Source organism: Acidobacteriota bacterium, assembly GCA_038040445.1.
Classification (GTDB): Bacteria; Acidobacteriota; Blastocatellia; order UBA7656; family UBA7656; genus Onstottus_A; species Onstottus_A frigus.
Genome location: JBBPIG010000005.1, coordinates 223,078 through 237,609 on the forward strand (window position 1 = coordinate 223,078; position 14,532 = coordinate 237,609).

8 protein-coding genes are annotated in these 14,532 nt (G+C 54.0%); 5 read left to right on the forward strand and 3 right to left on the reverse strand.

The window, feature by feature from the left end:
• Positions 1 to 28: 28 nt before the first annotated feature.
• From AABO57_07775 to AABO57_07785, 3 genes are read right to left on the reverse strand one after another with little or no spacing between them, the layout of a single operon-like run.
• A complete protein-coding gene (locus AABO57_07775) occupies positions 29 to 2,884 on the reverse strand; it encodes a hypothetical protein (protein ID MEK6285623.1) in 2,856 nt (951 codons plus the stop codon).
• 58 nt (positions 2,885 to 2,942) lie between these two features.
• A complete protein-coding gene (locus AABO57_07780; GenBank protein ID MEK6285624.1) occupies positions 2,943 to 3,275 on the reverse strand; it encodes a hypothetical protein in 333 nt (110 codons plus the stop codon).
• A gap of 36 nt (positions 3,276 to 3,311) precedes the next feature.
• Entirely contained in the window at positions 3,312 to 3,776 is a 465-nt protein-coding gene (locus AABO57_07785) for a hypothetical protein (protein MEK6285625.1), read from the reverse strand.
• A 1,330-nt stretch (positions 3,777 to 5,106) separates the two neighbouring features.
• Here AABO57_07785 and AABO57_07790 point away from each other — a divergent pair.
• From AABO57_07790 to AABO57_07810, 5 genes are all read left to right on the forward strand, one after another.
• Positions 5,107 to 8,571 carry an AAA domain-containing protein gene (locus AABO57_07790; protein ID MEK6285626.1) on the forward strand — a complete coding sequence of 1,155 codons (3,465 nt, stop codon included), beginning with the start codon at positions 5,107 to 5,109 and terminating at the stop codon, positions 8,569 to 8,571.
• Entirely contained in the window at positions 8,568 to 10,361 is a 1,794-nt protein-coding gene (locus AABO57_07795; protein ID MEK6285627.1) for a hypothetical protein, read from the forward strand. Before AABO57_07790 ends, AABO57_07795 begins: the two co-directional genes overlap by 4 nt.
• A gap of 499 nt (positions 10,362 to 10,860) precedes the next feature.
• Entirely contained in the window at positions 10,861 to 11,583 is a 723-nt protein-coding gene (locus AABO57_07800) for a VirB8/TrbF family protein (protein MEK6285628.1), read from the forward strand.
• Between the two features lie 17 nt (positions 11,584 to 11,600).
• A complete protein-coding gene (locus AABO57_07805) occupies positions 11,601 to 12,860 on the forward strand; it encodes a hypothetical protein (GenBank protein MEK6285629.1) in 1,260 nt (419 codons plus the stop codon).
• A gap of 26 nt (positions 12,861 to 12,886) precedes the next feature.
• On the forward strand, positions 12,887 to 14,524 hold the full coding sequence (locus AABO57_07810) for a TrbI/VirB10 family protein (GenBank protein MEK6285630.1): 1,638 nt from the start codon (positions 12,887 to 12,889) through the stop codon (positions 14,522 to 14,524).
• The last annotated feature ends 8 nt before the right edge of the window (positions 14,525 to 14,532 follow it).

Here is a 14,532-nt window from a genome sequence, read left to right on the forward strand (position 1 = left end):
TCCTGATATCTCTCGCCAACTCGGTCGATCAATTGATGTGCTCCGCTTCATCTTGTAAGAGAAGCGATTCATCTATCGCCACAAGCCTGTCAGCGGTCAGCCCACGCGGATACTGCGTAGCCAGCCACGCGATGCACTCCGCCAGTGTCCATTCCGGCTTTAACATGGCAACTCGCGCTCGCGCGTTTCGCTCGTCTGGATTGCTGGTGAACGTCCACAACTCCATTGGCGATAGATCCACCTGGACCATCTCTACTATCTTGTCGTCGCCTGCACCGAGCACCAGTAGGAACTGAGCATGCGATCCAGGCACGTTTCGGATTGCGCTTAGGGCGCCTACAGCACCCGGCGACAGCCCTGCATCTTGAACAAGCTTGTCGTAGTCGCCGATCTGCTTCCCAATGAGCTTCACGCCTGCCGTCTTTGTGAGATCGTGGACATGTTGAAAATCCTGATAGCCCTGGCTAGCAAGCATGGTGACAACATTCTCTTTTCGTCCCATTCGCGCGCCCCTTTTGATGACCTTCAGGATCGCGGGGTAACGGTCCACGATCTTGTGAACCTCATCAAAGGCCAGCAACGTGGGCGCTCGCGTGCCGTCTTCATTCAGTCGCCCGATCGAGCGCGTCACCTTCGCAGCGACCCGATATGCCAGCGACTCCTGCACTCTCGGTGGGAACATCTCAAGGCTATCCAGTTCATACACGTCGAACGGCGAATCTACTGCGAAGTCTGGGTGTGTCGGGGCGTCGAGCCACGGATGATCACGGAAACGTTCCAAAGCCAGACTGAGCGACTCCGCACGCTCCTGTGCTGCCTTGTGCTTGAATGGATAGCTCTTCAGAAGCTCGAGAAGATGTACGTGCGTTGGTTCGTGTTTGGGCAAGCCAGGCGCGTTCCGTGGCGCTTCGTTCTTGTACACCTCGCTCACAAGCGTGTTGAGGATGTCCTCGGCAAGCGAGTCCGTCTCACGCGCTTGCGCCAGTTGCATTAAGTCTCCGACCACGAAACCTACTTGCACTTCATCAGGCGGCTCGCCAGCCGCAAGTCCGTCGTAATCCCATACATTGATCGTTCGGGTCTCACTCAGGGTAAACCTTAGATGCCTTCCTTTCAGCACATCCACCAACGGCCCAAGCGACTCGCCAAAATCCACCGCTCGCACCCGCGCCTCTCGCCTGCTACCGAGCACATCCGTTATCGTTCGGGCCATCAGCACCGACTTCCCGCCTCCGGGAGCCGCAACGATCAGCACCAGTGGCGAGGGGATTTGAGCGCGATCGTAAAGATCGAATCCGATCAGTCGGCCACTCGGCGTCGAGAACAATGTGTGTGGACGTAATGCGCCTTGCCAGGTTGATTCGCTGGGCACAAGCGCCGCGAGCGAATGCGCCGTCTCCGTTATCTCCCTGCCGGTTGGCCGGGCGTCGCATTCGCCTACAAGCGATCTGTGATAGATCGCCCGCAATGCTGCCGGTTCTTCCCTGGAAGCGTCTGCTCCCGGCATTCTCCGCATCGCAGTCACCAACTCTTCACAGTAGCCGTCGAGCAACGACACCGACTCCGATAGCTCTGCTTCGGTACATGCGGGCGGGCCATACACAACTGCGTACATCCGCGTCTTAACGACCGCTTCTCGTTCACCCGTCAGCTCACTTCGCACGCTCTCAAGGTCACCCATTGCGGCTCGCGCTTCGGGAGTCTCGCGCAGTCGTCCATCTGCTCGGAGCCGCGTTCTGCGTACTTGGCGAATTCGTTTATCCAGGAGCTTCACTGCCTTTCGTTGGTCGGGATAAACAAACTCGGCGACAACCGTATGGCGAAAGTTCAAATCGGCGTCGAGCATCAGGGACCGGAGCACATTCGCCCGAATCACCGGCTGTGGCGGCACGAACATGCTTACGACTGCGGCGGGATGCGAACCGTGCAACATGAAAGGACCTTGGTTCGAGATAGTCTCGCCACACAGGTAATCCCTCAGATCGACTCCCGGCTCATCAGGCAGCAGCGGCGCTCCTTCGGCATTCTGGCGATGACCCAAGTACACCGCTTCCCATAGCTCATCCCGACTTAGTCGCTTCATCTCTAGAGGGCTCTCGCGCTCAATGAGACGAAAGACTCGCTCCGCCTCGATCCGCGCTTCTCTCTCATCGCTTTCGATTCGGCGAATGATCCCCTCATCCGAACTGCTCTCCCAGCCCGCTGAAATGGCGGCGGCAAACTTCATCCATCCGTGTCTCTTGATCTCACGGCTCACAGCCGGCACGAAGTTATTCAGTCCTCTGCCGTGCGCGTCGCTGCTGTGTTTGACCGGCACTCGCACCCACAGCGTCAGCACCGATTGCTTGAATGCGCCTCTCAGCGCCGCTTCCTGGTAGTACTGCACACCCAAGCTATGAAACAGCGCCGCGTCCGCGTGCGTCCTTCCTTCGTCTCTCGTCGCTACGTGCCGAAATACCGCCCGACCCGGATCAGCTCCAACAGAGAGCCGAAACTGAAGCACCGTGCCGGGCGGCTTCCTCACTGCCAACAGCCGGGCGATCGTGTCCGCGCGCGCTTCGATTACGTGATCATCTCCAAACACCGTAGGCGCCAGCTCCAGTCGATAGCCCATCGTGTATGACCCGTCCGCGTGTCGCAGCGCCGCTTCATATATCCCTACAATCGACGAATCCCGCTTACGACCGGGCGGTGAACCAAGATAACGCCGCTCTCTCTCCAACATCTCTATCTCGTCATACACGGCGGCCCGAGAACTACCGTTGAATTCTTTCAACTCGCCACGAGCACTCACATAGACCGGAATTAGTCGCACGGCAGTTCCGAGGCCGATTCCTAGCCCGGCAACTCCAGCCGCCCCCGCAATAATCAGTCCCGGCTCCATTCGCGCCTCCTGAAACGTCAGCACAAAAGGGGTACAGTTGCGCGCCCCATGCTCCCTATCAGTTCTTGATCCACAACCGACCGCCGCGAATTAGATCACTCGGTAGTCGCCTACGATGGTCAGCGTGTTCCACCAGCGCTCGCAGGTGGTGTTGCAGCCAGTGCGGTTTCTTTCCCACTCGAATCAAATTCAGCGCAGCGATAGTCACTACCATCGCCAGCACTGTCGTTATCAACTCGAGCGGGATCTTCCACAGCTTGAGATCGAGCAAGTATGGAATTGTGTAGCTCAAGAGTCCTGCCGCCAGCACAATCTTCCAATCGCTCGACACAACACCGAATACCGTTACCGGCAGGTATATCTGTGAACGAACCGCACGTGGCCGCAACATAAATGGTCAAACTCCTTTCTCCTCGTGCAAGAAGAATCACTGACCGACATCAGTGTCTACATCAACGGCCTGGCCTTTTGCGAAGCTATAGGCCAGCGACGCGATTCCGCCAAACGCCATCGACGCTCCCCCTCCAATGAACTGGCGTGCGTACGGCTTCTCGAGAAAGATATTTACGGTTCCCCAGGCGACTGCTCCTATGCCAAGCAGGAACAGAATATTCCTCGCCCAACGAATGGCTTCGCGCACGCCGTTGCCCACAGTCTGGTCTGAACCGCCGAAGATATTGCCTCCGGGCGATTGCGCCAGCACCGGGCACGTGATTACAAGAACCATAAAAATGAGCGCGAGCAATGGCTCGACCATCCTTATGAACACTGCTGCGCGAATCAGCTTCTCACCGGCTCGCGCGATCCGAGATTGTTCGCGAATCTCTTCGTCAAGCGCCGGTCGCGCAGACCGAGTTCTCAAGTTACTTCTCATCCGCTTCCAGTCCCACATACATACCTCCACTTATTCAGAGTCACTGATTATTCAGAGTCACTGACGAAAATGTTGGGGACCCGTCGGTCCCCAACGATAGTCCTTCCTTTGGAGAGTTCGAATGCCGGCTGAGCCGCGCGGCCAAGCTGTTCGGCGCGACAGCTCAGTTCAAAGAGCGTGCCAAAGAAGCAGTAGGACGAGTGACAACTAGTCAGAGGCACCAGGGCGAATCCTTGAAGTCCATCACAACCTACTAGGATTGGCTCGAAGCTGTGCGGGCATCGGGGTTGCCTTGTACAACATTCATGAGAACTCTCTTGCTCATCGCTATTCTCACTATTCCCGTTCCAGTAGCTGCACAAACACACGCTGGCAGAAGCTCTGATATTTCTCTTACTATCCAACGAGCCGTTGCTTTTCATCCCGCCATCAGAGCCGCAGCGGCGCGCAACGCTCTCGATCCTCACTTGCTCTGGACTATCGCTTACCTTGAGACGCGCTTTCGCCCGCAGCTTGTCTCGCATAAGGGAGCCTGCGGATTGATGCAGTTCATTCCTGCGACCGGACGTAGGTATGGCTTACTCACCCGCAGTGATTTGCACGATCCTCTTCGATCGATCGACGCTGCCGCGAGGTATGTCAGAGACCTCAATATGATGTTTGATGGAAGGATTGACCTAGTGCTGGCCGGCTATAACGCTGGTGAGAATGCAGTCATTAACTCAGGCTATAAAGTGCCGCCCTACCGGGAAACTCGAAGTTACGTTACGCGAGGAGTATCGGTCTTCAAACGGATAGCTCAGACAAACATCTTGTCTCTGGAGCCGGGTCTGCAGGTTAGAACGACCGACGTCACACGAGCTATCTCCTCCGCCAATCGTCCTCCGCTCCGGTATCACCCTGCTCCCTCGGGAACTCAGTCCACCCGCTCTATTTACTTTCGCCAGTAAGCCAGACTTACTCAGGTCACCTTCCCAGACAAGTCACCGCGAGCATGAGCAGCATTGTGTTCAATCCTCTACAGGCAGCGCTCGCAGCTGCTAGGGGGTACTTTTTTCGACCCACTGGGTTCATTTTTCGACCTGAGGGTTCTATTTTTGTACCCCTCTTCAAACGCTATTGTCGCGATAGCGCATAATGGCTTTTGACAAATCTACACCGAGTAGCGTTTCGCAAGCGACTTGAAACGGAAGCAGCAACGAACAGTCATTTAATCAAAACCATCTTCTGACTATGTTGGAGTGTAACGGCCATTTACGTTTCTGGCTCACCCAAACGATTTGTTTGCTGCTGCTGAAAAGCGCAAACTAACAGCGGCTCTTGGGAATCTTCTTAAACAGACCCTAGAATGGAAACTAGAATAATCAACAATCAATATGCGCTCACACCCTTAGTGAAGAAAGGTGGCATGGCAGAGGTGTACCGAGCGGCCGATCTCTATCATTCCGGGCGCACAGTGGCCCTTAAGCTATTCACGGCGGCAAATGTCGATGAGGACATGGTTGCTGAGTCGTTTAAGCGCGAGACTCTTGCGCTCAAGGAACTCAAGCACGAATCGATTGTAGAGTTGCTTGATGTGGGAACTGACAGGGAGACAGGCCGACACTTCATTGTGCTTGAGTGGATTGAAGGTGACCTTTCTGACTGGCTGACCACTTCTTCTCTCACGGGGTGGGATTCCTTTTATGAGACAATAGGTCAGGATGTTCTGCGAGCGCTAGCATTTGCTCACAACCGCAATGTTATTCACCGCGACCTCAAGACGAAGAATATCCTTATCGACCAGAACGGCCGTGTGAAGCTCATAGACTTTGGGATCGCGCAACTGAAGAGCGCCATTCAGTCGGCGGTGACGCTTGTGGACTTCATTTCTCCTCCATTTACGCCCAGGGAGATTGATGATGGTGAATACAGCTACACTCGTGACCTATATGGCTTTGGCGTTGTCGTATTGGACTGTCTCACAACTGTGGAATTGCGAGACTACCCTGATGTCTATGCGGCGCTGGGGAACCTTAATGTACCTCCAGATGTCTTTCAACTCATAGAACGGTGCGTTTCCGTCAATCCTGCCGATCGGCCCGTCCACGCTGGCATCCTTCTGCAAGAACTAGACAATATTCGGGCCAGGTGCTTCCTAGAAAGAATCCCAAAGTCATACTGTCATCTTCGCCTCGCCGCAACAGCCCTTAACACACTTCGAACACGGTTTAGGTTGCGGTTAGAGGCAGACTTGCAGAAGGCGATTCTCGATGATCTCGGAGCCGAGTGCGGTATAGAGCCTTACAGATCGCCGAAAGACGAAGGAGTTCCAACGATCCCACTGCACGACGGCGACTATACATTATTTGGAACGTCATACCTTTATCGCGCTATGTTAAACGGACCGCAAGAAGACAGGCTTGTGATCGTAAATGCATGGCCATTCGATCCCTCCTATCTGGAGAAGAAGCGAGAAACGGCTTGGCCACTTCCCTACCAATTTAAGTTTGGTAACCCGCGTACGCTAGACGAAGGTCAGCGAACAATTCGTGAACTCCAGCTTGAAGTTGGGAAGCACCAAGCTGAACTCCAATCTAAACGAGTGGAGGATGCAGAGGAGCGACTGCTTCAGATTTGGAAAAAGACTCTAGATGCTAAAGCATTCATAGAGAGGAACCGAGAGCCCTCCCTTCAATATACAAATGTCTCGTTTGAAGGAAGGCGCGTTATTTTCCACTTAGTGGATCTACCTGACCGAGATCTCTTGGGCCAAGCACGGAGGGTCAAATTAACCGACGGGAACTATCTGCGTGGAGAGGTGGAGGAGATCCGAGTCGACAAGCTTCACCTATTTGCTGAACAACGAAATCATGATCTAGTGCCAAAATCTGGGAAGCTTGAATTCGATACTAGCGCAGCCAACCAAGCAATTGATCGTCAGAAGAGGGCACTTGAGAGCGTGAGGTCCGATGAGGCAGTGCGGTCCGATCTTCGTTATTTAATAGTACAACCGGCTCAAGTGACAGTACCTGAGATTAGCGACGACCTTGAATTCTTCAATGCTTCGCTAGACTCTGCAAAGCGTACGGCGGTCCAGAAGGCGCTTGGAACTCGTGACTTCCTCGTTGTCGAAGGACCTCCTGGCACAGGCAAGACCACCTTCATAACAGAAGTCATATTACAATACTTATCCCGCAATCCAGATGCGCGGATACTACTCGCATCGCAGACTCATGTTGCACTCGATAATGCGCTCGAGAAGATCAGTGACCACATCGGAGAGTCGAAGCAGTTTTCGGATATCAAGCTTGTACGTATTGGCCGAAATGGAGACCCCCGCATCGCTCCAGCCGTCCACCATTTATTGGTTGATAACCAGATGGACTCCTGGTGCGAGGAAGCGATTACTCAGGGGCGTGAATTTCTCAGTGACTGGGCCACGGACAGCAAGCTTTCACGTCATAATGTGGAAGTTGCTAAGGTGCTTAAAAAACTCAGCATTACGAATTCTGACATCGAAAACAAGGAGGCAAAGCTTGCGGATCTGCGCAAAGAGTTAAGCCGGCTCGATGAGGGGCTCCCTGATACGCCCTTCGACAAGTTACTGGGTGAAGGTGAAGTTGAGTTTACTTTATCCCTTAGGGACGACATTTATGCGGTTGATACGGACCTGAAGGCCGTGAGAAAGGAAGCAAGACAGCTTGCAGAGCAATTACGAAAGCTAGAACCAGACGTTGCCGATGATCTATTAAACTCTTCGCCGGCAGAGCTCGGAAGCTGGATTAGCGATTACTTGCCAGACAGTCCTGGCACCAGGATGTATCTTCAACTATTGAGCATCCAGTTGGAATGGGAACAAAGGTTCGGCCGAGGAAAAGATTTTCAGACAGCGCTATTTGCATCGTCGCATGTTGTAGCCGGAACCTGCATAGGAGCGGTAGGGGTTAAGGGAATTGCCGAGATCGATTACGACCTCTGCATAGTCGATGAAGCGTCAAAGGCGACACCGACCGAGGCGTTAGTGCCCCTTTCGCGGTCTCGCAAGTGGATCCTCGTAGGAGATCAGCGACAGCTCTCTCCTTTTCAGGAAGACGCTCTTCAGGATCAGAACGTGCTAGAAAGCTTTCAGCTAACTCGTGATGACCTCAAGCGAACACTGTTCGACCATCTTGTGGAGAGCCTACCGCCTGAGTGTCGTTCGGCCTTAACTACTCAGCATCGGATGGTCCCCCCAATTGGGAATCTTATCAGCGAATGCTTTTATGACGGCGCGCTCAACAGTGCTAGGAAGGTTGAAGACAATCTTCTTGGGGGAGCGCTCAAAGCGCGGATAACATGGTTCTCAACTTCTCGATTGCAAAACAGGCAAGAGTACCAGCCGGGAAAAACGAGTTATGTGAATCCATGCGAAATATCAATCATTCTCCAAACTCTGAAACGAATTCAGTTCTTTGCCAAGATAGCAAAACGACATTACAGTGTCGGGGTGTTGACCGCGTATGCGGGTCAGAAGCGAGAGCTCGAACGCCAGTGTCGATCACAAAGCTGGGATATGCTCAACATTGAATGCAATACGGTCGATGCTTTTCAGGGACGCGAGAAGGATGTCGTTATTTATTCGGTCACACGCTCAAATGACCTAGGAGACATCGGGTTTCTTCGCGAGATGAAGCGCATCAATGTCGCTCTCTCTAGAGGGCGCGATTACCTAGCGATCGTGGGCGACCACAAGTTCTGTAGGTCTTCATCTGGAGAGAATCCACTTAAGGATGTTGTGAAGTATATGGAGAGCCATCTTGGAGACTGTAGGATTGAAGAGGTTCGGGAATGACACCAGAAGAAATCGTGGAAAGATACTCGAATCGCCCTGGCCACAGATTTGTGGGTTATCTCGAGGTAGGGCTTCCGATCTATCGGCTGCAGGTCCAGGCGTTCACCCTCGCGCACAAGAAGATTCCGCCGATCCAGGAGTTCGTGTTGCGGACAATCACTGCTGGACTGACAAAGAAGGCTGAGATTGGTACTTTCCTCGGTCTCAGAGAGCCTGTAATCCGTGGGGCGCTCGTTAACCTAAAGCTCAGTGGGGACCTCGACCAAGTTATTAGTGCCGGAATTCGTGGTGACAATTGGGCTCTCTCGGAGAAGGGCAAACGTACACTCCGAGAAGCAATACAAATTGAGCCCATCGAGCGCGAATTCGATATCTACTACGACAGGCTGCTTCAAGAGGCCGCACTCTATGAGAGAAGAGAGACCCTTAGACCGCTTGCACTCAGAAACAGTGGCAGACTTGAGATTCCTCCAGTAACCAATCGACGCCCTCAGGTTGCAGACCTTGCGCTACAGGACGTTCAACGCATAGTCCAGCAGGCGTTGCGGTCCGGCGAACAGCTTGGCGATTATAAGAGCGATCTACTCGCGCTGAAGAGCATCGAAAAATGGGAATCTCTCTTCCGTCTAGCCGTTGCCATCGTTTTTCGATCGACAGATAGCGACGAGCCTAGTGTCTCCTTCTTCGTTGAAGGGCGTCCGTCTCCGAGGCACGATTCTACGTTCGCACAGTGCGGCGGAGTGGCTAAAATAGAACGCCACATCGGCAGGTCTCTGTCGGGCCAGTCGTCTGAGGCAGTAGAGGCAAGGCTCAAGCAACTAATGCCACTGCTCAAAAAGGAGAACCTACCAGACGAGCACCAAGTTGTCCTGATCGAAGACGAAGAAGCAAGGTCAGCCGCAGAGATCGAGGTGGCTACGGACCGAGCAAGAACCGCTATAACGGAAGATGGAAAGAAAGAGGCAGAAGAAGAGTTGCAAACTGCCACGCAGCGGCTTGCTGCAGCCCAGGCTTTACTAGGCGAATACACCAAGTGGATTAAGCATCTCAAAGTGTTCCATCACCCGCCGATTCTGAGGACGGCGCTTGAAGAGGCCAATGAGCGGCTCATCATAATTGCGCCTTGGATTCGAGCTAGTGTCGTTGACCTTGGTTTCCTCCGTCGGTTGGTTCAGTTGCTACAGCGCGGCGTACGTGTATTCATTGGTTGGGGAATTGCAGGTACTGAGGATCGGGAGAAGCTCGGATGGCCAGAGGACCTCCAGGCTCTAGAAAAGCTAAAACAAACTGCAAATCAGTTCCCGAACTTCCAGTTCAAGTATCTCGGTGACACTCACGCCAAAGTCTTACTCTATGATCGAGGCGTAGTTGTCATAGGAAGTTTCAACTGGCTTTCCTTCAAGGGAGATCCTGATAGAACCTTCCGTGATGAGCAGGGCTTTCTTGTTGCGGTGCCAGCAATCGTCGATCAGGTCTTCGATGACGAGGTCGCCCGCTTCTCAGAACAGCCTGTCGCTTCAAGGCCAGCTGCACCAGTGGAACAAATCATTCAGACTCCTCGTGTAAACACGCCGATGGGTTCGCCCCGAGTCTCCAAGCCTGCCAAGTCAAAGCGCGGCCGCGGGGGGAAGCACGGCGTACTTAGAACCTATATACCACCGGGTGCGCCGCCGCTTCCGGACCCGCTTAAGTTGCTTGAGCAGTCTGTACAGAAGAAACTGGAACGCGACCGTCTTCGCCAGCGGGAGAAGCCGGAAAAGCCGGGAAAGAAACCGAATAACAACAAATAATCAGCATTCCCTGAGTCAGTTTTAGACCCAGGCGGTACGATTTTCGACCGAGGGAAGTCTCTTTTTGTACCCCTCGTCATTCGAAAGCCGGTATCAGATGCTCGGCTCCACGCAACGTGGTACTTTCCAAGGCATCTTGGAATCGGAAGAGGAACAATTAGACTCCTATCCCAACTCCACTCTGATCATCTCCTCAGTCACGCGCAAATACTCTCGGCGGCCAAGAACAATCATTGACTCGATTGTGATTGGAACGCCGATTGTATTCAGACACGGCGGATGAACAGCTTTCGCTTAGGCCTTAATCTCCACGACAGTCGCGACGATCAGGAAGAGATAGTCATGGTCACCAGGAAACAGTACCTTGCTGTTGCTGACGACTTCTTACGTAAGCTTTTTCCCGAACTCACTCCAGAACGGTTGCCTTATCCAGGACCTTTCACCGTCTTCATCGCTGATGACGAATGCGTACTCCACTGATTCACAAGGAGAACTCGTTGTGTTGAACAAAGCTCAAGTCGAGAACGACAAGCCGCGCGTCGCGCCTGTTCCTGGTTCCACCACTAAACGTGAGGCGCTGCGACTTTCTGCCATCTACCGCGATCCACAGGATGTTCGCACCGTTATTCATCTCGCGCGCAGCGGCATCGTTCTCACTCTCCTGCTGCTCATAAGCATTGTAGGCAATTTCTATCAGTACTATCGCAGACCAGACCGCATCGTCGTTGATAAATCCAGTGGCCGTGTTGTCGAAATCAACGATCGCGACTACGGCGAGACCGAGGCCGTCCAACTCGGTCCCGAGCATTTGACTGACGCCGACAAGAAGTACATCGCTTCTGAGTTCGTTCGTTCCCTCTACCAAATCGACCCGGCCACCAGGTCTAAAGACATCGAGCGCGCCCTCAGGATGATGCTCCCCGATTCTGCTTTGAAATTTGCGCGGTACTTGAAGCAAGACAACATCCTCGACAAGCAACTCCAAGAAAGCTGGCAGGGCGCGTGGACCGCTCAAGACATTACTATCGATTCAAAGGACCATTATACGGTCCGCGTCCTGGGTCGACAGGACATCCACCGACTGGACAACGGCGTCACGCTTGATGAGCCTCGCCAACTCAGTCTTTCACTCAAGCTCATTGCAGACCCCAAAGGCAGGGCGGACCGCAATCTCCGCTCAGGCTTTCTCATTTCCAGTTTTGATTACAAGGAAATCCAGTAGAACCGAAAAGGAGACTTATGCATTCCGCTAAGGCCGCAACGACTTTGATTCTTCTTGCGCTCATTGCGTGTCCGACGCTTGCGCTCACGCAGAACAAAAGCAGATCGCAGAGATCCAAACACTCGTCGGTTGGGAGACAAAGTGCCGATGACTTTGCGCTGCCTGCAGTCTCCCTCGTCTCTGGAACCCCCGAATATCTTTCGGGCGAGGCTAATGTCACCGTCAAGGGAAACGAGAATCCCATCATCCGTCTCGGCCTTGCAACGTCCGGCGTAACTCTTGTGGAGTTTCCCGCCGCTGACAGGTTCTTCGCTCTCCATCCGGGCAACTCTGAGATGGTCACGATTGACGAGTCGCCCACAAAACAGAATGATCACTTCTTCGTCTTCAGAGCAGGAAGTAACTTTGTTTCACCTCCTGCGGCGAGTTCTTCTACGGGTCCCGCAGCCTCCATCATCGCGCAAATGCGCTCGGGCATGGTCGTCACCTTTCTTATTTATCCTGTGCGAGAACTCTCACAGATGGCGCACCGCGTAGTCGTTCTCTATGACCGCGTAGCGGTGGTAGCCGCCCGACGCGCGGCTGGGCTCGCCGTCAATCTTGAAGAGAAAGAGCAGGAACGACAGGAGCGGTCAATAAGGATTGCCCCCGAGACTGAGCGTTCAAGCACGTCCACGCAGTACCGCAGCAGTGATGCCAATCCAGATGCTCGACCCCGAACCGTAGAACCACTTCGAGTAGCAGACGGGCGTGATAACGATTCAATCATCAAGGCTTCCTCAAGCACGGCTCAACAGTCCCCGAACACCAACTCCAATACGAAATCCGACCGTGACTTTGGAGCTGAGGCGCGCAAGGCCCTGAAGCTTGCTATCACATCGTCAAAGCCAAAGAAATGGTCACCACCCGCGCATGGTCTTTCCATCGCTACTTCCACTCCCAAAGACTTCAACGACAAAGACGGCTCAGCCATTGTTATCGTCGCTGTTTCCAACATTCTCCCGGAGCCGCTAAGAATCGTGCCCGGCCAGCCTGACATCGCTATTGAGACTCGTGACGACCAGGGCAAGAAGACTCTTCTGGTAGAGCAGATCAAGCCGATCCATGTTGAGTCATCCGGGCTCGGCGACTCAATCCCCGCCGGCGCGACTCTTTATTACGCGATTATCTATCGCCGCCCCGTGCTCGGAGTTCGCCAGCGCCTACGCGTCACCGTAGGTCAGATCAATGCCGCCGACGATCCAGCCGTGGCCGATCTCACAAGTTCCACTAGATGAAGTTTGCGCACTGCCAAGGAGATGAGATGAAACGCAATCAAGATGATGATCTAACCGCACAATCGAGAGATGTTGAGCTTGACCAGAACACCGAACGGGCCGCGCCAACGTCTGGTGAGCGCGAACCGGACGTACATTCGACACCCGAGCGGATAACTCTTCAAGAAACGGAGGCACATCGAGTCTCGCCATTTCAGGAATTCGACGAGCAGGCGCATCATGACCCCGATCCATGGTCGCGAGGTGACGAGCGGGATGACGCTGAGCTATCAACTCACTTGGGAGCGCGCGTGCCTTCGAAGAAGACGAAGCGCAACCGCCGTCTTATCTCAGCAGCCGCGCTTCTAGTTATCATTATCGGTGGCGTACTCGCCCTTTATTACATCTTCAGTCCATCACGCTCAGTAAAGATCAACGTCAAAACCAAACAGCCTACTCAAACTCAGGACGCAATTGCGAAATCCGATAAAGCTCCAGAGGATGTTACCGCTGAGGCTATCGCCGAAGTGAGAAGAGCAATATCTAATCCCTCTGCCGCTGCATCACCTTCCACCGCCACCTCTGTTCTTCCACGCGGAGCTGAGAACCTCCCCGCGCCTTTGAGTTCTACCGTTCTCCCGTCCGACCCAAGTGAGACGCCAAGCGACACCAAGCAGCACGAAGCATCACCACGTGAGGAGAGTAGACGAAATCGCGAGCGATCTATTCGGTTCGTAATTGATGGCGACCAATCCCCGATCCGGAAGGTTAGTCTCGACTCGCATCCAAATGACGCCGCTGATCGACGGGACAAAGCGCTTTTAGACGCGTTACCCGTCACAAGCTCCCAAGACGGGCGCCCGTCCAAAACGAGTTTCGTCGCTAACGGTTCTCGCAAGCCCTCGCCAAAGCCCTCCGTCGCGCCGGTTGTCCTGCCAAGCTTTGGCTCGATTCTTCCCGTTCGCACCCTCGGGAAGATCTACACACTTCGTTCTGGCTCATCGATCCGCCTTGAACTCACTCGATATGTTTCCGGTGAAGGATGGTCTCTCTCGAAAGGCACCGTCCTCATCGGTCAGGTTCGTGGCAGCGAGCGCGATCGCGCTTTCATCGCCATCACCGGTTTCATCGATCCCTCACGAGATCGATTCGTCAACCTCAACGGCGAAATCCTTGGTGATGATGGCGGGTCAGGTATTCGCGGTGAGTTCCATAAACTATCCAGCGGCTGGTCTCGCGCTTTCGCCCGCGTGGGTTCCGCCGCCGTCAATGTTGCCGGCGCTATTGCCGGCAGTCGCATCAGCGGGCAGCCCGTTATCATCACCGATGTCGGTTCACGCACCATCAGTCCGTTCAGCACTGAGGTTGATTCATCTCTCCTCAACCAGGCGCGCGGCTTCGTCGAGGTCCCGGCGGGCACGTCAGGATTTGTAATGGTCACGACGCTTCCAGCCGATGTTAAAGCCGTCGACGCCGAGCCCGATCATCTCGCTCAATTTTCAGACACGACTACTGCAAGCGCGAACCAATCAGGTGCTCTGACCCAGGAAGAACTCGCTCAGCTTCTCACCTCCGGCGACACGATGCGCATCCGTGAAGCGCTCCCACGCTTGTCGCCCCAGATGCGACGCGTCGCTGAGACCGTTCTTGCTGAGTCCGCAAAGAAAGAGTCGGACCGCGAATAACCTCGAGC